General features: G+C 38.0%; 18 protein-coding genes and 1 pseudogene. 3 read left to right on the top strand and 16 right to left on the bottom strand.

Going from position 1 to position 21801, the window contains the following annotated elements; all coding sequences use genetic code 11:
- Positions 1–24: 24 nt before the first annotated feature.
- From EUBHAL_RS12485 to EUBHAL_RS12500, 4 genes are all read right to left on the bottom strand, one after another.
- On the bottom strand, positions 25–684 hold the full coding sequence (locus EUBHAL_RS12485) for a methionine ABC transporter permease (protein WP_005350447.1): 660 nt from the start codon (positions 682–684) through the stop codon (positions 25–27).
- The gene (locus tag EUBHAL_RS12490) at positions 674–1717 is read right to left on the bottom strand and encodes a methionine ABC transporter ATP-binding protein (protein ID WP_005350450.1); all 1044 of its coding nucleotides are present in this window, start codon (positions 1715–1717) and stop codon (positions 674–676) included. The genes EUBHAL_RS12485 and EUBHAL_RS12490 overlap by 11 nt, the downstream gene beginning before the upstream one ends.
- 645 nt (positions 1718–2362) lie before the next feature.
- Complete coding sequence (gene fliB / locus EUBHAL_RS12495; protein ID WP_005350455.1) at positions 2363–3520, bottom strand: flagellin lysine-N-methylase; 1158 nt, start codon at positions 3518–3520, stop codon at positions 2363–2365.
- Positions 3521–3861: 341 nt separating this feature from the next.
- Positions 3862–4800 (bottom strand): recombinase family protein, encoded by a 939-nt coding sequence (locus tag EUBHAL_RS12500; RefSeq protein WP_005350460.1) that lies wholly within the window; start codon positions 4798–4800, stop codon positions 3862–3864.
- Between the two features lie 80 nt (positions 4801–4880).
- Here EUBHAL_RS12500 and EUBHAL_RS12505 point away from each other — a divergent pair.
- Positions 4881–5309: pseudogene (locus tag EUBHAL_RS12505) on the top strand (manganese catalase family protein); the annotation flags it as partial.
- A gap of 296 nt (positions 5310–5605) precedes the next feature.
- On the opposite strand, the gene EUBHAL_RS12510 reads toward EUBHAL_RS12505, so the two are convergent.
- From EUBHAL_RS12510 to EUBHAL_RS12545, 8 genes are all read right to left on the bottom strand, one after another.
- Positions 5606–6376, bottom strand: a complete 771-nt coding sequence (locus EUBHAL_RS12510; RefSeq protein WP_005350468.1) for a response regulator — start codon at positions 6374–6376, stop codon at positions 5606–5608.
- Between the two features lie 600 nt (positions 6377–6976).
- Positions 6977–7627, bottom strand: a complete 651-nt coding sequence (locus EUBHAL_RS12515; RefSeq protein WP_005350471.1) for a Spy0128 family protein — start codon at positions 7625–7627, stop codon at positions 6977–6979.
- 37 nt (positions 7628–7664) lie between these two features.
- Positions 7665–8435, bottom strand: a complete 771-nt coding sequence (gene srtB, locus EUBHAL_RS12520) for a class B sortase (protein ID WP_005350474.1) — start codon at positions 8433–8435, stop codon at positions 7665–7667.
- A 271-nt stretch (positions 8436–8706) separates the two neighbouring features.
- A complete protein-coding gene (locus tag EUBHAL_RS12525) occupies positions 8707–9699 on the bottom strand; it encodes a DUF7601 domain-containing protein (protein WP_005350477.1) in 993 nt (330 codons plus the stop codon).
- Positions 9700–9779: 80 nt separating this feature from the next.
- On the bottom strand, positions 9780–10310 hold the full coding sequence (gene lepB / locus EUBHAL_RS12530) for a signal peptidase I (protein WP_242648797.1): 531 nt from the start codon (positions 10308–10310) through the stop codon (positions 9780–9782).
- A gap of 17 nt (positions 10311–10327) precedes the next feature.
- Positions 10328–10747 carry a hypothetical protein gene (locus EUBHAL_RS14985; protein ID WP_005350482.1) on the bottom strand — a complete coding sequence of 140 codons (420 nt, stop codon included), beginning with the start codon at positions 10745–10747 and terminating at the stop codon, positions 10328–10330.
- 12 nt (positions 10748–10759) lie between these two features.
- A complete protein-coding gene (locus tag EUBHAL_RS12540) occupies positions 10760–12874 on the bottom strand; it encodes a DUF7601 domain-containing protein (protein WP_044923445.1) in 2115 nt (704 codons plus the stop codon).
- A 663-nt stretch (positions 12875–13537) separates the two neighbouring features.
- Positions 13538–14398, bottom strand: coding sequence for a tyrosine-type recombinase/integrase (locus tag EUBHAL_RS12545; protein WP_005350491.1), 861 nt, complete (start codon positions 14396–14398; stop codon positions 13538–13540).
- A 145-nt stretch (positions 14399–14543) separates the two neighbouring features.
- On the opposite strand from EUBHAL_RS12545, the gene EUBHAL_RS12550 reads away from it, so the two are divergent.
- A complete protein-coding gene (locus EUBHAL_RS12550) occupies positions 14544–15530 on the top strand; it encodes a diaminopimelate dehydrogenase (protein WP_005350494.1) in 987 nt (328 codons plus the stop codon).
- A gap of 256 nt (positions 15531–15786) precedes the next feature.
- Here the strand turns inward: EUBHAL_RS12550 and EUBHAL_RS12555 are convergent, their stop codons facing one another.
- From EUBHAL_RS12555 to EUBHAL_RS12570, 4 genes are all read right to left on the bottom strand, one after another.
- The gene (locus tag EUBHAL_RS12555; RefSeq protein WP_005350498.1) at positions 15787–17427 is read right to left on the bottom strand and encodes an L-lactate permease; all 1641 of its coding nucleotides are present in this window, start codon (positions 17425–17427) and stop codon (positions 15787–15789) included.
- A gap of 722 nt (positions 17428–18149) precedes the next feature.
- Positions 18150–19016, bottom strand: a complete 867-nt coding sequence (locus EUBHAL_RS12560; RefSeq protein WP_005350501.1) for a damage-control phosphatase ARMT1 family protein — start codon at positions 19014–19016, stop codon at positions 18150–18152.
- A gap of 177 nt (positions 19017–19193) precedes the next feature.
- A complete protein-coding gene (locus tag EUBHAL_RS12565; protein ID WP_005350502.1) occupies positions 19194–19712 on the bottom strand; it encodes a EutP/PduV family microcompartment system protein in 519 nt (172 codons plus the stop codon).
- A gap of 124 nt (positions 19713–19836) precedes the next feature.
- Positions 19837–20220, bottom strand: coding sequence for a BMC domain-containing protein (locus EUBHAL_RS12570; protein ID WP_005350505.1), 384 nt, complete (start codon positions 20218–20220; stop codon positions 19837–19839).
- A 452-nt stretch (positions 20221–20672) separates the two neighbouring features.
- Between EUBHAL_RS12570 and metF the strand changes: the two genes are divergently transcribed.
- A complete protein-coding gene (gene metF / locus EUBHAL_RS12575; protein ID WP_005350507.1) occupies positions 20673–21539 on the top strand; it encodes a methylenetetrahydrofolate reductase [NAD(P)H] in 867 nt (288 codons plus the stop codon).
- The last annotated feature ends 262 nt before the right edge of the window (positions 21540–21801 follow it).

Below are 21801 nucleotides of genomic sequence, written 5' to 3' on the forward strand. Positions count from 1 at the left end.
GGGAGTTATCTCCCAACTGATATACTATTTTCTCTTATCGAGCTTGGCTGCAAGGAACATACCAATGCTCTGGAAAATCTGTACGAGTATGACAAGCAATACAACAGTTACGATCATAATACTTGTCTGATAGCGGTAATATCCGTAACGAATGGCAATATCACCAAGTCCGCCACCGCCGACACAACCTGCCATTGCAGAATATCCAAGAATGGTTCCGATTGCGATAGTTGCTCCGGTAAGTAAAGAAGTTCTTGCTTCTACTAAAAGGACTTTCATGACAATCTGCATATTACTTGCTCCCATAGAGCGGGCTGCCTCGATAACACCTGGGTCTACTTCTTTAATAGAAGATTCTACCATTCGTCCAATAAATGGAATCGCTGCGATAACAAGTGGAACAATGGTTGCAGTGGAACCATAACTCTGTCCAACAAGAAGTCTCGTAAATGGAATCAGTAAAATAAGGAGAATTAGGAAAGGAATGCTTCGCACGATATTTGCGATTACATCCAGTATCTTATATACAACTGCATTCGGTGTTAATCCTTCTTTATCCGTGATTGCCAAAAGCACACCCATCGGAAGGCCAAATACATATCCTAAAACCGTAGAAGCTACTGTCATGTAAAGTGTCGCCCACACACCGTTGATGATCATATCTGTGATTTCTTTAGTCCACATACTCACTCACCTCCTCGATTTCTAATCCTCTGTCTAAAAGATACTGTTTCATTTCTTTATTCTTTGTACAGTCTGGAGCAAATTCAAGAACCATCTCGCCCTTTGCCACGCCGCCGACATTCTTTGTATCTGCCTTTAAAATATTTACCGGCTCGTTAAAGTTGAGAATCAGATTTGCGATAACTGGCTCAAATGCAGAGTTTTCAGAAAAGACAATCCGAATCTTTTCCCCGCTCTTAATAATTTCTTTGCCGCCTGCTGTCGTTCCTCTTTTTTCCTCTCCGTCATCACCGACATCATTTTTAAGAAGTTCTCTTGCCACAGCAGTTTTGGGATGTGTGAAAATGTCTTCCACTGTTCCCTGTTCTGCAACTTCACCACCTTTTACGATTGCTACATGAGAACAAATCTCGCGAACAACAGACATCTGATGTGTAATAATTACAATTGTGATATTGAATCGCTGATTAATGTCCTTCAACAATGCCAAAATCGAAGAAGTAGTCTGAGGATCAAGTGCACTGGTTGCCTCATCACAAAGTAAAATCTTCGGATCAGAAGCTAATGCTCTCGCAATCGCAACTCTCTGTTTCTGTCCACCAGATAACTGAGCCGGAAACGCTCCCGTTCTGTCACCGAGTCCAACGATATCTAAAAGCTCTTTCGCTCTCTTTCTTGCATCCTTCTTGGACTTACCCTGAATATACAGTGGAAAACAGACATTTTCTAAAACATTTTTCTGCATGAGCAAGTTAAAATGCTGGAAGATCATTCCGATATCTTCTCTCTGCTTTCTTAACTCTCTTGAAGTATAATCGCCTAACGACTTTCCATTAATAAGGACACGTCCCTTTGTCGGCACTTCAAGGAAATTGATACATCGTACCAGTGTACTCTTACCAGCACCGGACATACCGATAATCCCGTAAATATCACCAGATTCAATGCTTAAATTGACATTCTTAAGAGCTTCTACTGTTCCATCTTTTGTGTCAAAAGATTTATACAGATTCTCTATTACAATTTCTGACATTGCCTTCCTCCCTTTCTTGAAAATGTACTCTCTGCCTGAACATTTTGTATATCTATTCTATGTCTGACTGTTACACTTGAGCTATTAGCATATTGCATTTTGCAGAAAAGAACTTAATATAAACTTCTATCAGATTTAGAGTACATTAAAACTTAATGTTAACTATTATAAGGTCATATTGAAGCATTGTAAACCTAAAGAAAAAAGCAGGTATCGCTACCTGCTTAAAACTCATCTTTAGTGCTGTGTAAATGCAATTCTTATTCAGGTGAGAATCTTTCTTATTTCTTAAATTCCCTTACCCTTTCAAAAAACTTCATCTAAAATCTATGAACACGCATTCTGATAATTATGTGCAGGCAAGCCAGTCTCCTTCTCAGAAGACATATACATCTGCGAATCTTCGCAGCTACAAGTTATGCAATTCATTGGCATGACACACATCATCATCATAATCTTGCTCCTCAATTCCCATTTTCTTACTAGGACTCATCATATATTACTCTTTTTCATTTGTCAAGAGTTTCTTTTGTAAATAGGAATTTACCGCAGGCAAAAGAGACGCCCCTGAAGAGAGTCTAGCCCCTATATTTGTGACTTTAGTCGCGGCGGTTTGAATCTTCTCTCTTCTCGGTCGTTTGTCTCTTAATGAATTAAATAGTAATTCTCAAACAGCCAGTCTTCGAGTGTATTCAAATTATTGTCGGAGTGTTCCACTTCTCTCGCATATCTCCAGGAAATTTCTTCCACGTCTTTCATGGAGAGTGTTTTTCCATTTTCCAACCAACGTACAATCAGGAATTCCTGTACCCAGCGAATGGAAAACAATGCCATTTCCATTTTGGAACAGACCATATCGTCATAGACTGCTCCACAGAAATAAGTATAGACAAAGAACATCATAAGCTGCTCACCTACGTTCTCCCATTCTTCTTTGTAGTTACTCAATGCTCCATACATTTGGTGAAATTCTTTGCAAATATTTTTATAAGTTTCTTCATTCTCCTGATAGAGCCACTTTTCGGCTCCATCGAGTATCTGATTCCACTCTGGACGAAGACGTTCTAAGCCTCGAAGTACCTGCAGTTCTTTTTTCTGTCGATTCCATTGATGGAGAGAGGCTGCATCTGCTCCTTTTTCAGAAAGATGTTTTGAGATAAATTCCGAAAGGCTGCCTTCTTTCTGGTGGCGTTCACATTCTCGGAGAAGGTCATCAATATCAAACTGCCGTCCTTCTTCTATACAGTTTTGATAGCTTTCTGTTAGTTGTTCGGATACAGATATCCGCAGTGTCAGTGGAAGCGAACGGTCCTGCAAAACAGCAAAGAGAACATCGCGGGTATCTTCTAACTGAGAAAACATCATAAAATCAAATTCTTCAAAGTCATCTTCTTCCTCAGTTTCCTCTTCTAAAAATCGAACTGGTTCTTTGCAGGACAGAATAATTTTTGCTGCTTTAGGACAGGATAAAGACAGGGATAATTCTCTAAGTCCTTCATATTCTTCTGTGTGTCTTGGATACATGCGGCAGGTATCACAGAGTGCATCTGGTCCCAATGCCTTGTAGAGATCACACAAATTTTCATCATTTAAAAATGCACAGCGGCGATTATTCTGATAAAAACATTCTTCTTCCCAGTCAATCGAATTGCGCAGAATTTTTCCAAACTCTCCCGGCTCGTTTTCATATCGCTCCAGAGACTCTTCATCTATCATAATCTGCCATCCTGCACAGCAGGTATCTGGGCAATCTCCTGCTGTACAGACAAAACTATCATAAAAATGTGGTTTTACATATCGCATTATTTTCTTTCCTTTTCTTTGTCTTTTTTAAATGTTTTCAAATTACCATTTTTTTATTCTTTCCCTTGTGTTATGTCATTCCACTCGTACTTATGGACTTTGATAACGGAAAATTATATAAAACAGTATAACACAAAATAAATGCGACACAGCGAACAATTGATTTCCCAATTCTCCCTGTTGCGCCAAGTATCAATATATTTTTCAAACGCCCTCTGGAAAGTAATTCTATTATGAATATAAAGTTCTTCTACATTCTTCTGTTTCAACTCTTTCATAAAGTTACTATGAAGCAGATTTCCTGACAAATTCGCCAGTATCTTCAAATATTCCGTTTATTTTTATGTATTCTCAGAATCTTTCTGTGCTTTATTTCGAGAAAAAATCTTTTCCGCTTTTTCAAACATTTCTCTCGAAATAATCGGCTCATGATGATTTTTAATAATCACAAACTCCTCCTCACCCCGATTATATTTTTTCTCATGAGAAAGATAATCCGGTGTAAATGTCTTCTTCTGCACCAAATCCCCACAATATTTTTCATTCTGCAAAATACGCAAAATCACTGTATTTCTCCACTTTTTGCTCCGCATCGGGTAAATACCTTCCTCTAGTAACTCCCTTGCAATAGTATGTGTACTTTTCCTCTCCTCAACAAACTTATAAAATATTTTCCGAACTACTTCAGCTCCTTCTTCATTTACATACATTTTTCCATTTCTCACATCATAACCAAGCATACTCCTGCCAAAAACAACACCCTCTTCCATTCGGCGTTTTTGACCCCATTTCACTCGCTCCGATGTTTTCCGGCTCTCTTCCTGGGCAATCGATGCCATAATCGAAAGACGTAACTCTGCATCTCCATCTAATGTATTAATCCCATCATTTAAAAACAAAACCCCGACTCCCACCTTGCGAAGTTCTCTTGTATAATAAATACTGTCAAGCGTATTTCTCGCAAAACGGGAAATCCCCTTTGTAATAAGCAAGTCAAACTTCCTCTGCTTCGCCTCCGCAATCATCCGATTAAACTGTTCCCTCTTCTTTGTACTCGTCCCCGAAATCCCTTCATCCGCAAAAACTTTATAAAACTCCCATTCTTTCTTTTGCTCAATGTAACATCGAAAAAAATCGCACTGACTCTCAAAAGACTGCGCCTGCTCCTCCTTCTCTGTCGAAACACGACAATAAGCCGCAACTCGCTTTTTACCTGAAAAGGATTTTTCGCTCCTATATTTCTTTTGCTGGTTTAGACGCTCATACTTATTCATATTCATAAAGCTGAATGCTCCTGAAGATGTTGCTCATCCAAATATATGAGGGCAAACTCTAATTGTATTCCCTCTTTGATGCTTCTGTAGGTACTGAAGAGTTAAATCATATTGAGATGGTTTGTACAATTGTTCATCAGCTTACCCGCAATTTGACGGTACAGCAGATTAAGGAACAGGGATTTGCGGATTATTATGTTGACCATACAACTGGTATCTACCCAGTTGCGGCAAGTGGTACTCCATGGAGTGCAGATACAATGCAGTCCACCGGTGATCCAATTACTGACCTTATGGAAAATATGGCTGCGGAACAAAAAGCACGTACTACTTACGACAATATTCTTCGCCTTGTAAAAGATGACCCAGATGTTTATGATGCGATTAAATTCCTGCGTGCAAGAGAAATTGTACACTTCCAGCGTTTTGGTGAAAGTTTACGGATTGTGCAGGATAACTTGAACAGTAAGAACTTCTATGCATTCAATCCGGCCTTTGATAATAAGAAGTGCTAATTTAGCTGATACGAAAAAAGCAAGCCATTCTCCGGCTTGCTTTTTACCATACTGTTTTTTATTAATAAATTGCATTTCTTACAGAAAAACGTCAGCAATTTCTTTTTCGTCAGATTATCTTCATTCTTTATTCACAACCTGTTCACAAATTTCCAGTATCGTAAAACCATCAAAAACAACAACAGATTTTTGATAGATTTTTTTCATACTTTCCTCTCTTTTGAAACCGGCTTTATGTCGGTTTCTTTTTTATCTATTAGCTTGGACTGATTTTTCGAGCTGCCAGCGGTCAGAAATCAGGATTTCAATATCTTTTTAATTGTAGAAATCAGTTCCTCTATTTTTATTGGTTTAGTAACATACCCATTCATGCCAGATTCTATCGCTCTTTTCCGGTCTTCTTCAAATGCATTCGCCGTCATCGCTATAATTGGAATCCTGCAGCGTCCATCAGGAAGACCACGAATATTTTTTGTTGCCTCATACCCATTCATATGCGGCATCTGAATGTCCATTATAATCAAATCATAATATCCATCTGTTGCTCTTTTTAACATAGAAAGAGCCTTTTCTCCATCAGGAGCCAGTTCCACATACGCATTTGCATCTGCTAAAAGCGTCATTGCAATCTCTGCATTCAGCATATTATCTTCTGCGAGTAAAATCCTCACATTGTTTAATTTTATTTCTTCTGGTAATTCTTTCGCATTTTCTTCAGAAATATATTCATTTGCCGTTGCAATTCTATGTGGAATTGTCACAGTAAATCTGGTACCTTCTCCAATCTCGCTTTCTACTACAATGCTTCCCTCCATCAAATCTACAAACTTTTTAACAATCCGAAGGCCAAGTCCGGTTCCTATAATACCGCTTTCTGATGAACTTTTTTCACGGCTAAATGCTTCAAATAGATGAGGGATATATTCTTTGCTGATTCCGATTCCTGTATCTTCAACTACGGTCTGGAATAAGGCATAGCCTTCTCTTTCATACGGAAGTTCCCTGATAGTGAAATGTATCGTCCCACCTTCTGGTGTATATTTGACAGCATTACTTAGAAGATTCATTGTAATTTCCCTTCTTCAACTTCAATCCGCCAAAGTCCTATTCTCACATTTTTAAGGAACTCATTTGTATTAATTTTCTGGCTCATGACTTGTACCCCTCATGTTATCCATAATACTTGTTTTACAATATTTTCATAGTAACACATAGAAAATAATTTGTCGAATGCTCAAAAGCCTTTCACGACTGGCTCCTCCATCTGCCTGACAGTAACGAGATTCTTTCTCCCGAAACACCAATAGAAATACTGAAAAATTACATCTAATCTTTACAACAAAACATTTCCTTTCGTTTTTCGTCAGATTATCGTTATTTTTTCCTCACAGACTGTTCACAAATTCTGAGTATTATAGAGACATCAAAAAAACAATAACAAATTTTTTTGATAGATTTTTTTCATACTTTCCTCTCTCGAAACCGACCAGTGGCCGGTTTCTTTTTTGTATTGCATCACAATCACGTTATTGCGTTGACTTTATGACATGATTCTTTTATTTCAAAGTGATTTCTGAAAAAATAAAAGCAATTTACTTTTTTAAGGCAACAAAAAACAGAGACTATTTTCTAGAGCATATTTGAAAATAATCTCTGTCCTGTTTTGTTTACTTATGGTATTTTTCCCGGTAACGTGAGATTGCGATAATCAGCAATCCTGTTCCTGAAACGAGAAGTAAAATGGCAAACAGGGTCGCATTGCTATTGTCACCTGTTTTTACTTTATTTTTACTTTTCTTTATTGAAGTTTTGTTGCCTGGTTTTGTTTCAGGCTTTCTCTTCGTAGTTGGTATCGTTTCTGTTGTGCTTTCCGATGTTTTCTTTATAGGTTTATAGTAATTTGTAAATGTAATATCGCATTTTGCATCGGTCATATCTGCATCCGTATGCGCAGCTATCACAGTCTCCAAATTACCATTTTCCCCATTTGTTACGGAAACTTTTACATAATAAACTGTCTGGTCGTAATGCCCACGTTTGTGTGTGCCAGACTGCTGTGTAATGGTGTAATAGTAAATGCCGGGAGTTGTATATTGAATTGGTGAAAAAAATGCTTTACCACTTCCACTAATCTCCAATACATTTTCTGACGGCATCGGTGCATCGTCCACTGCCTGAAGCTCAACCGTATAGTTTTCCTCCGGAGAAGGTGTCTCACCTGAGGTTTGTATACTGACAGGAATTTGTACTTGAACAGCGTCTGCTGCAAAAGTAGAAATCGGAAAAACTGCCAGGCACAAAACTACAAGCAATAACACTGCCGGAATTTTTCTTATTTTCGTTTTGATCTCCTCCTTACTTCTCCGGCGAATAAGGCTTCATTACCGCCAGAATAACGGTTCTTGCATCTGTGTAATCTGACGAACAGGTTGACATGGCAAGAATCTGTGAAAAGTCTTTTGAAGTTCCTATTTTTTTCATTGTATCCTGATGAATATACTTTGCACTCTTTTCTGCATATTTCAGCAGACCATCTGTGCTTTTCTGCCATTTTTGAGGAATGAAAATGTTATCCTCATTCGCAGAAGTTTTAATGCATGCAAAAATTTCAAGTTTATAAGAACGGTCGGGCAGGACAAGAGTTCCTGTCTGGTTCTTATCAAAAAATTTCTGCTTTTCGTATAAGTCAAGATCACCAAACATTTTATGTTCTGCCATATGATGACCATATAGCAGCGAATACTTTTTCTGAAATGACCGGTCACAATTAGAATCAAGAAATATACTTCCTGCCAGAGCAAAGTTGCCATATACATCTTTATTGATGTAGGTAAGATTATCTTCTCCCTGAAGAACCGGATAATCAATCTTTGTTCCATCTAATGTAATCCAGGCACATACATCTGGATTAATTGCCCGAAGTTCCTCAAATGTCGGGCCGTTATCCTCGCCCGGTGTCGGTTTATATTTCAACAACTGCGACTGTATATCATCTACAGAAGCATACACCTGCATATTGTCCCAGAGGGCATATGCAGAGTAGGCTCCCGCAACAACAAGAAATAGCACAATCACTGCGCTGAGAAGAGAGTTGGCTGTTTTTAAAAATATTCTTGAAACATCCATACAGCCACCTCCTTTCTACAGCATATTTTTGTTAAAATGTTTCTTTATCTAGAGTGTGTTTGAAAAATATTTAAAGTTATTTATATTGCCAAAATCAATTATTATATACTGCATATATGTCTTTAAAATATGTCAATTATGATATAAATAATATTTATTTTTGATATTTTCAGTATCAACAAGCAGTAATAACTCTTGTGTTTTGTATAACTTTTATTTTTCAAACACGCTCTAGTATTACTTCGTTTATATTATTATATTCTTTTGATAATTAGTCTTCGAATCTGCGTCTTCTTACAATGAATACTGCTGCGATTGCTAATACGCCTGCGAATACTAAGATATATGGAAGGTTGTCTAAGTAAACGCCTGTATCGATGTCGCCAGTTTTAGTGTTTGTGAATGCTGCTGTTTTAGCTTCTGCATCCATAGTACCTTCCTGACCCGTTGCATTCATTGTATAATCTGAAGGAGTTGCTTCTTCTACTTTGTAACTAACACCTGCTGGCAAGTTCTCAATTGTGATTGTATCACCATGTTTTAATTTGAATGTTGTTGTTCCACTGATTGCAACATTTTCCTTTTTTCCACTTTTATCGGAACCACCTGTTATTGTAGCCGGAAGAGAGTATTCTTCTCCTTCTTTTCCTGTTAATGTTACTGTGAAATCGAAATATTTAGATTTATCACCAAGATTACCTGCTACTGTTTTACTAATACTAAGTTTATTAGCTGTATAAGTATTGTTGAATGCAGCTTCATTATCAGCAAGTTTCTTTCCAGCTTTTGTAAAGCTAACTGCTGCAATCTCAATAGTACCATTATTGTCAACAGCAGTAACTTTCATTGTAACTGATTTGCTATCATAAGCAACACCTGCTGTTGTACCTGTTTTTTCTGTAATTATATAGGAATATACACCTACACTTGTATAAGTTGGTAATGCTACTGTAACCTCTTTCTTATTACCTGCTGTTGTTGCTCCATTCTGAGCATAAGCAGCTGTTCCTACAGTTGGCATGTCCTGTTTTTCTGCATCCACACCACCATTTTCTACTCCTGCTTTTGCAATATTAAACTCAAATGTTTCTGCAGGTGAAATTCCCTCTCCAACTAATTTATACTCTTTTTCAAATGTAACTGTTCCTCCATTCGCAGGTGTCTGAACTTTTTCTGCTGTCTCTGTTGCAAACGCCGTTGCACTTAACCCAAGCATCATTGTCAGTGCTAATAAACATGCAAATAGTCGTTTTACTCTTTTCATAATGTTTCCTCCTTAATATAATAAGTAAATTTGTTATTTCTAAACCCCTTTCGGTAGTTTATTCAAGATAGATAGTTTATTTAGAGTTCCCGCCTGCGGAGTACTGTAATGACTTTGGCCTTTACATCCTCCATTTTAATTGGGCCGTAATCGCGGCTGTCTTTTGTCTGTGTCCTGTAATCTCCTAATAGAAAGACACAGCCTTTAGGCACTCTATATGGATATTTTTTTATTCCTTTTTTTGCATATGTAGGAAATGCGATTTCTCCTGTTTGGGGAGTTCCATTGACAAGAAGTTGCCCGGTGTCATCTATGGTAATGACATCTGTTTCTTGTCCCAGTATTCTTCCTACCTGCAGTTTCCCATTTGCCTTGTATACAACAACATCATTTTTCAGGAAATTTCTCTGTAAACGGAATCCTATAAGCAGGTCACCGCCTTTGATTGCCGGGAACATTCCATTGTCCGGCGCTCTCATAAGTAAAAATCCCTGTGTGAATAATAATCCGCCGCATACGATTACTAATATGATTCTTGCGAGTAGCTGTATGTAACCATTTCTGGTCTCTGCTTCTCTTCTTCGTCTGCGGATTATTTTGGAACAGCTCATATTTTTTGCAGTCCGCATCACCTCCGCACCTCATTTCTGGTTTCTGGTGGCACTTCATTTTCTGTATTGTCCATCTCAGTCTGCTCTGTCGTGCCCTCATTTTTCATCAGTTCTTGTTTATATTTATAAATCTGGGATTCATATGTTTTTTCATGGTCTGTCAGCAAAATGTTATATCTTTCCCGCTCTGCCCGAATCGCAGATTCATAAAGCTGGTTCAGCTCCTGGAGCTTCTTCCAGACATCATTCTCATCCACGCCTCCAAATAGCGTCCTGCGGAACTTTACTGTCTGAAACCACTTGATTATTTCTTTATGTTCCTGATTTATTACCTCTGTAGAAGTACTCTTTTTTGTGTTTGGCAAAACTTCTCTTCCTTTATTTTTTGCTTTGCGCCCTCTATTTAATTTAGCCTCTCTTTTATGTCTTTCTGCCATCGCTGTCACCTTTTAAACAAAGCGCTTTTTATATCTGCAAAACAGGTAAAAGATTCCTCCTGCAATGCTAAGAGCAAGTAATGCGATAAATGGAAGAGAATCTAAGGTAATTCCTGTGTCTGGGATGGCTTCTTTATTATTTGTAAATACAATCTCATGTGCACTTACATCATTTTTCGCCTGTATATTGGATATATTGGCCTTTATTTCTAGCGCACTGTTTCCATTATCAATAACGTAAGAAGTTGTATATCCGCTTCCTGAATAATCCTCTTCTGTAATACTGACATCCGCCCCGACAGGAATTTCTGTTAAAGTACTTTCCTCATCATTTGCTAAATCCACTGTTGCGGAACCTGTTTTAGAAGTATTACCAACTTTAAATGTTACATTTTTATTTTCCTTTTCTATAGAAATAGTAAAGTGGAATTTCTTTTGCTTATCTCCCATACTTCCTGTTACCAGTTTTTTAAGTTTAATGGACGTGGTAGTTGGACTGTAGTGGGCGTAAAAGTTTACTGTACCATTTGCCAGTTCATCAGCTGATGGGATATAATTATTCCATCTATTATCTGCAATTTTTGTACTGCCGTAAGCTCCACCCTCGGCATTCTCTGGGTACCAGCCATCAAGGACATAGGTAACACCATTTACTGTTTTTGTAGAACCGATTGTTGCTTTTGTTGTTCTAGCAACAGGATTTCCTGTTAAATAATTTTTCGCATCAATCTGTCTATATTCACTACTCTCTCCTGGCTCCTTCACCCAAAACTTTGCAGTAAAAACTTTTGTGCTTTTAATACTGAGCGCACAGTCGATGTGATATGGGTGAGTTCCACCATTATCTCTTGAAATTTTACGTGGAGTTAATGTTATTTCCTTAATGTCTGATTGCTGTAATTGATCTGCTCCAATTCCTAAATCAGCTGCCACTGAAGATTTATACTTATCCCATATAGAATTTAATATAAATGTAAAATAACTTGCTGTGGAACTATCTCCTTCTTTTACTGTCCAGGTACTTCCTTTGGAACCGTCTGGCCATGAAGTAATATAACTTGCTACATTTGATTTAATATTTTTATTTTCATAAACAATATCGTCTACATGACCATCCTCCCAGGTTGCACCACTTGTACTAATATTTGCCAGAGTATTACTTGTGTCTTGTGATGGTGCCCAGGCTCCTGTATCGTTTGTCCATGGATCACCAGCTGGGTTAGCGAGATAGTATATAGCTGCTTCTCCGCTATAATTATCTGCAAATTTAGTTACTTTTACCTGATACGTTTCTGTTCGTGTATTACCATTCCATTGGGAAGAATATCTATGTGTGATTGTAACAGTCCCCACAGCCACTCCTTTAACCTCTGCTGTTGAACCATTACCTGTTACGGTTGCTATATTTTTATTACTACTAGACCAACTATGAGAATATCCATAGCTACCTGATGTTCCCGTTAACCTAATCGTCTTTCCAACCTGCACTTCCGTAGGTCCACTAATACTAGTTACCGCAATCTCTTTATTTTTATCATCCTCTGCCTGTGTCTCTTCCTCAGCCTTTTCCTCGCTTGTTGCTTCTTTGCTGTCTTTCCCTTCGGGTGTCTTTTCTGTTACGGCTTCTGTCTTCTTCTCTGCAGCCTCTGTTGTTGTTTCTTTCGCTGCCGTTGTTGTTGCCTCGGATACATCTGTTGTCTCTTCAGACTTTTTCTCTGTGTTTTTTTCCTCTTTGGTAGATTTCTCTTCCTTGGAAATGTTCTTTTCGGAGTCCTCTTTCGCATCTTTTTCTGTGCTATTTTCTTTGGCTCCTTTGTTGTCTGCGTCTTTTGAATCTTTCTTTTGTTCTTCTGAATTGTCTTTTGTTTTCGATTCAGAATCCGATTTTTTCATGTTTTCCTGTCTCGTTTTTGTTTGTGCTTCGGACGATTTCTGTCTGGTTGCAGCAGCTTCGCCCTTTTGATTGTCTGTCATCTGCACAGATTGTGTTGTTTCATTCTCTGCCCGGCCGATACGGTTCACCGCAAATGCCGAAATAGACATGCTGCAGACAAGTATCAAAGACAGGCACATCATGATGACCCTTTTTAATAATCTGTACTTCCCAGATGAATGATGATGTTTCATACTTAACCTCCTTACTCTGCCCGGCATAATGGTCGGGATTCAGATTTATATTTCCCTTATAAATACTTTTCTGAAATTCCTCTACAAAAATAAAATGGCAGGCAGACACCTTGGGGATGTGTACTGCCTGCCCTGTCAGATATTTTTCAAAAACAGCGGGGAAAGTTGCTTTCATTTCTGAAAAACACCTGACATCTATCAACAGACATATGCCTTGGGGACGCATTCTGTCTGTCTCTATCAAATGCCTTTCCAAAAATAGCGGGGAAAGATGCATTTTTGAAAATAACATATGATATTCCTTCTCACGCAGCACCTTCATTATGCAATTCTTTACCTACCACATAATGCTTATTATGCGGTAAAAACGGCTCTTTTCATTAGAGCGTGTTTGAAAAATGCTCCAGCAAAACAAAAATTTTATCAATAAGCGCAAGAAAAAAGGCGCGAAAAACAACCTGACTGATTTTCAAAATTTTTGTCAGTTGTCTTTTTGCACCTTTTTTTATCTGTATACAATTATTTATTACAAAAAGATTGATTTTTTCTAATTTTATGATATAATATGTAAGCAAGTAGAGCAGATATGTCTAATAGTTTTTACCGCATAATAAGCATTATGTGGTTTTTTTATTTATATTAAATTTTTATTTCATTATATTTTTATCCACATCGTACAATCAAGCCCAGATTGGATAGTTGTTTCATTTCCTCCTCTCCACTTCCCATCGTATAAATTCTCGTTGTGTTGATACTTGAATGTCCCAATATATCTGCCAGATGTGCAATATCTTTTTCTGCTTTATAATATGTGTAAGCAAATAGATGTCTTAGATTATGCGGAAATACTTTTTCTCTTTCGACTCCTGCTGTCCCGCACAAATTTTTCATTTCATGGAGAATGTTACTTCGGTCCACAGGATTTCCTCTTCGTGTTATAAAAATCATTCCCGAAGTTATTTTTTCTTGTTTACAATAGTCTTTCAACAAGCGACAAAGCTTTGGCGGTAATAATATCGTTCTTGTTTTATTTTTCATAAATATAACTGCCCTGCCTCGCGTTACTGCTTTTACCGTAATATATTTTAATTCACTGACACGGATTCCGCTTCCGCATATTGTCTGAAGAATACAATACAAACGATATTTTCCTTCTTTTTGTGCCGCCCGCAATAATCTGTAATATTCTTCTTTTGTCAGTTCTCTTTCTTTTGCCCGAAAAGTTCTCTGCTGTATTTTCAATGATTTCACAATACATTCATACCAATGATTTACTTTAAAAAAATGATTGAGTGACGCTAACATAGAATTTACACTGGAAGGTGCATACTCTTCTATCAGACTTCTTTTATAAGAAAGTACGATTTCTTTTGTGATGCCTTCCTTTTTCCCCATTTCTTCTACATATTGAAAAAACTTTCGAACATCTCGCATATATTTTTCTATCGTTGCCTGACTTTTTTCCTCTTCTATAAGAACTTTTTCATAACATACAAGCATTTCCCGCTTTAAAATATACTTCATTTCCCTGTCCCCTTTTATTTATATTTTATGTAAAATTATTATAAACCTAATGAAATAATTTATGCGAAAAACACTTTTTTCTTCTAATTCTGCCACCCTTTATGTTATAATTGAACCGAAAAAATAATAAGTGAGGTAAAATACAATGGACAAAATCAAAATTGGTATTGTAGGTTATGGTAATATTGGCCGCGGTGTAGAGCAGGCTATTAAACGTAATGATGATATGGAATTAGCTGCTGTATTTACAAGAAGAGATCCTGCTACGGTATCTATCCAGACAGAAGGAGCTGCTGTAAAGCATTTTGATGATATGGTATCTATGAAGGGGGAAGTGGACGTAATGATTCTCTGTGGTGGTTCTGCTACAGATCTTCCAGTAATCGGACCGGAAGTTGCTGCTTCTTTTAACACAATTGACAGCTTTGACACACACGCAAAGATTCCTGAGTATTTTGCAAATGTAGACAAGGCTGCAAAAGAGGGAAATAACATCAGCATTATTTCTGTAGGCTGGGATCCGGGAATGTTCTCTTTAAACCGTCTTTATGCTGAATCTATTCTTGTACAGGGAAGTACTTATACTTTCTGGGGTAAAGGTGTAAGCCAGGGACATTCCGATGCTATCCGCCGTATTGATGGTGTTAAAAATGCAATCCAGTACACCGTTCCTATTGAGGATGCTGTAGAACAGGTTAGAAGCGGAAGTGAACCAGAACTTACCACAAGACAGAAACATTTAAGAGAGTGCTACGTTGTAGCTGAAGAAGGAGCTGACAAGGCAGCTATTGAAAATGCAATCAAGACAATGCCGAACTACTTCTCCGATTATGATACAACTGTAACATTTATCACAGAAGAAGAATTAAAGGCAAATCACAGCAAGATGCCTCACGGCGGATTCGTTATCCGTACTGGTGAGACAGGCTGTGAAGGTAACAAACATGTTATTGAATATTCCTTAAAACTTGATTCTAATCCAGAATTTACAGGAAGCGTTCTCGTTGCTTATGCCCGTGCTGCTCACAGGCTTTCTAAGAAGGGAGAATGTGGTGCAAGAAGCGTATTTGATATTGCTCCGGCAATGTTATCACAGATGAGTGCAGAAGAACTTCGAGCACATATGTTATAATTTAAATTCTGGATTGCCGCAGGCAAAGAGACGCTCTCATTCTCGAGTAAGCAGAAGACATCAGCTTCTGTCCCCAAATCTCCCCTGTTTAATTCACCTTCTCTAGCCACAGCATAGAAGCTATTGCCCCCAATAAGGCATATTTGTGGTCTCGGAGCAAGTGTTGGATGCGAGCGAATAGAGCGAACATTCAACACGACGCGACTAAAATCACAAATATGCCTTATTGGGGGCAATGGCTTCGTCTATAGTTTATCTAATGAATTAAAACAGTAATCACTATCCCCGTTATTGCGGCTTCTACGAGGACTATTGGTAACATGAAGCGCAAGACTTCTCCTTCTTTCCCTTCACAACCCGCAGTTGTCGTTCCCAGAAGGATAGTGGAAGGCCCAACTACTGTACCGATAGCTCCTCCGGCGGTCTGTGCTGCAAGGATAGCGGCTTCATTTACGGAAATCATATCTGCAGCAGTTTTCTGGAAGCTTCCGAGCAGAATATTTGAGGAAGTGTTTGATGAGGTTACAAAAGCCCCTAACAAACCGAGGAATGGTACTGCAAAGCTATAATATTTGCCAGTTAACTGTGTTACTCCCTGTGCGATGAGCTGCATGATACCGCTTCCTTTTAATACCTGCGACATTACAATGAGAAATAAGATTCCGAGGGAAGTCGGAATAATTTTTTTCAAAGTTGCTGTAATAATGGATTTTATTTTCTGCTTATCCAGATATCCCTTTTGCAAGTATAAAAAGAGTGTAACAATTACGGTAAGTAAAAGGACGAATCCCGCATGGGTGAATATATGGATTGCGCCATAGCTGTCGGTTGCCTCTACGATGAATCCTCTCCCTGTCTCTATCTGTGGGAATGACAGGGCAAATATGGTCTGATTCATTACTTCATGTATCGGTTTTATTAACAGGACGATTACAGAAATCGCTGCTAAAATGATGAATGGAAATATTGCCTGTCCGTTAGTTATTGGTTTATTAAAACTATTTTCTTTTACTTCTACTAATTGTTCTGTCGTGATTGTTTTATTGAGCTGCTTTTCTATTTCTTCATTTTCCCGTCTCACCATAAGCTTTGAATCCATTTTCCACGGTTTCGTATAAAATCCTGCACTAAGTATGAGCCATCCGACTACGAGTGCGAGTGTGGTTGGGATGAACGCTGCGATGGCAGAGTTAGTAAAGCTTACAATGAGCTGTCCGCCGCCTTGTACGAGACTAATAATCAGAAGAAATGGAAGGATGTGCCGAAGAGCTTTTCCTTTTCCATAAAGCCAGCTAATAAGTAAGGCTCCTGCGAAATTGACTCCAAGGAGTAATAAGCCGGCAAGCCATTTTGTCTCAAATATTTTCTGTGTTTCTGACTGTGTGATGAGGGCATCCCACGCTAAGGCAAAGGTTCCGTAAGTGTTTGCCCAGGCATGTCCTAAAAGGGTGATTATGACGGACCATAATGGCTGAACACCAAGTGCAATTAAAATCGGTGCACAAACGGCAACGGGTACTCCAAAGCCCGTGATTCCCTGTAAAAAGCTTGAAAACAGCCAGCAGATTAACAGAACCATTACCAATTCATCCTGTGTTTTTTTCTGAAGCATTTGTTTAATTGACTGAAATACACCGGCAAATTCCATCATTTCATAAAGGAATACTGCCGGCCAGATTACAATCAAAATATTGAGTGCACTAAATGCTCCTTTTTCTAAATCCATCGTAACAATCTGCGGAGTTGATTTTCCGATAAGAATTGCGGAAATCATTGCACAGATAATTCCCAAAAATGCCGCACGTTCTGTTTTCATGTGAAATACGCTCATCATGAGGAACAGAAATAAAATCGGAAAAACGGCTCCTAGCCAAGTCCATATGCTCATTTTTTTCATCCTTTCCTACTATTTTATCCTATCGTAGCTATTACATTATTTTTGTTCTGGTATTCTTGTTTTGTTATTTCTAAGTTTTATTATTCTTGTTCTGTTATTTCTGTCCCATTGCTTTTATCATCTTTAATCCAGCTGCCAGTCCATTTAATGTATCAAGTCTGGAGCTGTGCCCTGTATGAATAATTCTGCTGCACGATAGGTACATTTTATGGATTTATCTCCCTGTTTTCAAAAAATCTTTTCCTTTTTGGCTTTCTTGTCAAAAAAGAGGAAATATGTTCTAATAGAGAAAGTAATGTATTTTCGACAAGCCGACTGATTGCGGTGATGTAAGATCATCGTTGTCTGAAGTCAGTGCAGGTCGCCAGAGCGTGTTAAAAAAATGCTCTGGAATAGCAGGCAAGTTATTTATCGAAACATCAATGTACGTGGTGATGGATTAATTTCTTTAAACTTTATTACAATGCCTTCCTTTCTATTATATAAACATATAAAACCTGCTGTTATACAAGTCCCTTATTGCAAAATAGTCCCAAGGAGATGTCCATCCTTGGAACTATTTTGTATTTTCTATCTAACTGTTAAAAATATTATAAAATTTTCGCCCATTTTCTTTCAATGTACAAGTTGTATATTAAATTGGATTTTTGATAGGCAGATAGCATAATAGTTGGATTCTGGTTTGCGCAGCAAAGTAAACGCTCTCCCTTGCCTGCGGCAAATCAAAGTCTTTCTTCCTTACAAAATATTGGCTGGAACATTTCAACTCCAAAAATTTCTTTATACAGCTCACATTTGCATAAAAGTAAATAATACGGATTCATTCCCTCCTGATACATGGATTCAAAGTTCCCCATGCCTTTTGCAATTATGATATCGGCATTTTGTATCTTTTCTTTGGCTTCTTCACTTAACTGTTCTTTGACGGTTCCCATGATCGCCACTCCGTTTCCGATGACTGGTACGACATTGGTAAGGCCAATTTCTTCTGCATCTTCCATCGTGGCATCGTTGGAAGCTATTCCACCTCGAACCATTGCTGTAATTTGAAGATTTTTATATTTATTTTGCAGTTCTTCAATGAATATTTTATCGAGTACGATTTCTCCGCAGTTGTCTGTGATGTAAAGTAACGTTTTGGCCTGTGCAAGTTCGTCTTCAAGGTATGCTACTTCTTTTTTTGATATTTTCAATTCATTTACTTTATCCAAAAGTCCCTGCAATAACTGATCATCAATTTTATTTGCCACTCCAAAATCAATATAATTTCCGGCACAGACATATTTAATACAGGTTTCAATGTCATTATTTTTTTGAATATGTGCTCTGATTTCTTCTTCTTTTTCGAGCATATATTGATTATATCTATGCTTTAATGCAACATAATCAACATCTTCCTCATAGTATTCTTTATAAATGTCTTTGATGCGCTTTTCAACCATTGGAGCACATTCTTTTGTGCCGTACTCATATAATATTTTTAAAACTTTATGTATGTATTCTTTTTTCTTCTGTTCGTCTGAATTTTTCCGTATTTTTCGTTCCTGTTTCGATAAAATGCAGGCGATACATCTTGAGTTTGCAATCATAAAAATTCTCCTTTTTTATAAAATGTACTCTCGGAGTCTTTTTGTGCTAGAAAGACTCCGAGAGTACATTAAACAAAAAGATGCTGCACTATATTTAAAGTGTATTTAAAAAATACTCTAGAGCGTGTTTAAAAAATCATTTTTCAAACACGCTCTAGTGCAACATCTCTTTTCATTTTATATTCTAAGTGTATGTTTCTCACTCTCGCCTGGACCAAATCCAAGTTTATCATACTCTGCTTTCGCCACTTCCCACGGAAGGACATCGACAGGTTCCTTGAGATAACTTAAAATTTCGGCGATACCTTCTCCTGTATACGCACTGGTAAAAAATATCTTCTTACATCCTGCAAGACGTAGCCACTCTGCCGCTAATTCCGGATTCGCTGCCCAGTGGTCACATTTCGTAACAACACCTACGACTTCACGGTTACTTACAGATACTACATTCGGCGGATAAAGGGAAAACGGTTCAATCGCACTCATTAAAAGTCCGATGATATCCGCCTCACATCCATAAACTGCCAACGCCCCTGATAACTGTTTCGTCTCTGCGTACTCGCCTGGTGTATCGATAATTACATCGAAGTTATTCACATACTGCGTCTTATGGTAAGTGATTGGTTTACCTTTCATCGCCTGCATTATCGTAGTCTTACCTGATTCACTACGACCAACAAACATTATTTTACGCATATAACCACCCTGTCTTCCCGATTCACGTCTTCTTCATGCTTTCATCGCATTCAGCCATACTACTGTTTATATCACGATTGCTATTCCACTTCTTAGCTGCTATGATATATCCATGATTCCTATTCTACTTCTTAGTAACAGGGCATGTAGCATATCCTAAATCATTCTGGAAATAATGGATAACAGCCTTAACAGCAGATTCTACTGCAGAAATACGTCCTGTCAGAATTAAAGTACCGCTGAAACGGTCTACGAATCCCAGATAAACGTCTCCACTCTTGATAGCGATATCTGCACCGATTACAGCAGATTCACTTGGGGTAACTGTGATGATACCGATCGCAGAACGATCAAAATCGATATCTGGGTTCAGTCCTAACTTACGATATACGATTGGCTTAGGGCTTGTAATAACATGAGCCAGTGTAATCTGTCTTCCAGGCACAGTCTCCTGAATAATACGTAATCTTCCTTCTGTGTCCTTTGGTAATAATTCTTTGATATCCATAATGTCAGCTCCTTTAATTCTTATTTATATTCATCATTACACTCATAATAATGACATCTCACCAAAAATTGGCGTAAATGTACTCCTATGTGAACATTATATCATACCCATTTTGAACATTCTATGAAAAAATTGGACAGTTCATGGGATTAGTTGGCACTTTCTTGATAATTCTAACAAAAAAGGGTAAAATATCAACGGGAAAAAGCAACAGATTGCAATATACTTTAAACATTTTGAAAAAGAAGAGAACAGATATCCATTTTTATCTATACTTTATCATATAAGAATTTTAAAGTATAAAGATAAGTAAGTAAGGTTAAAATGTGAACATGAATTGGCATCTTGCCTTCTATCTAAGCATATAAAGATACGTCAGCAGGGCTGAAGCGTGTTTGAAAAATGCTTTCTGCAAGATGTAATTAAGCTTATTATAGAAAGGAATTAATTTTATGAATACAATGCAGACAAACCCACAAGATATTTTAAAAACGCTTTCTTTATCTTTTGAAGTTTTTCCTCCTAAGAAATGGGAAGACTTTCCGGGATTATATGAGACACTTGATGAATTAAAAGGATTACATCCAGAATTTATAAGCTGCACCTATGGTGCTGGTGGAAGTAACAGCAAAAAAACTGCTGAAATCGCCTCCCACATTGAAAATGAACTGGGTATCCGTTCCATCGCACATCTTACCTGTGCGGCCCTAACAGAGGATAAACTTTTATCCACAATCGAAAATTTCAAAAATGCTGGAATCCACAGTGTACTTGCTCTTCGTGGGGATAAACCATTTGATATGAGTGAGGAAGATTTTGCAAACCGTCAGTATAAACACCCCTCTGAAATCATCCCAATTTTAAAGAAAGCTGGCTTCCGTGTTGCTGCTGCCTGCTATCCGGAAAAGCATTATGAAGCACCATCTATGGAAGAAGACCTTCACTGGCTCAAACACAAAGTAGAGCAGGGCGCTGACGCTTTAATCAGTCAGCTTTTCTTTGATAATGATGCTTTTTACCGCTTTATGGATGCAGCTGACCAGAAAGGAATCACTGTTCCTATCCATGCAGGAATCATGCCAATTACCAGCGCGAAAATGATCAACACCACTATCAATCTGTCCGGTGCCAGCATTCCAAAGGCACTCTCTGATTTAATCGCAACTTACGGGGAGAATCCTTCGGATATGCGAAAGGCTGGAATTGAATATGCAGCAAGGCAGATTAACGATCTGGCAGAACAGGGGATGCATTATGTGCATATCTATACGATGAATCATAGTGAAACGGCCAAAGAAATCTGTGGATTGATTAAATAGGAGTTTGCTGCAGGCAAAGTTGACGTTCCCAAAAAGAGTCATAGCCCCTATATTTGTGACTTTAGTTGCGGCGGTTTGGATGTGAACAGGTAGGCTAACATTCAACCTGCAGCAACTAAAGTCACAGATATGGAGTATGTATCTTTTTGAGTCAGCTTTGCCTGTTAAACTAAACAAAAAGAGCCAGCAAAGTGCAAATCACTTTGCTGGCTCTTTTTTATATCATATACCTTCAAAACCACACACAAACTATCTTCTTCTA

It is taken from the genome of Anaerobutyricum hallii DSM 3353, assembly GCF_000173975.1.
GTDB lineage: Bacteria > Bacillota > Clostridia > Lachnospirales > Lachnospiraceae > Anaerobutyricum > Anaerobutyricum hallii.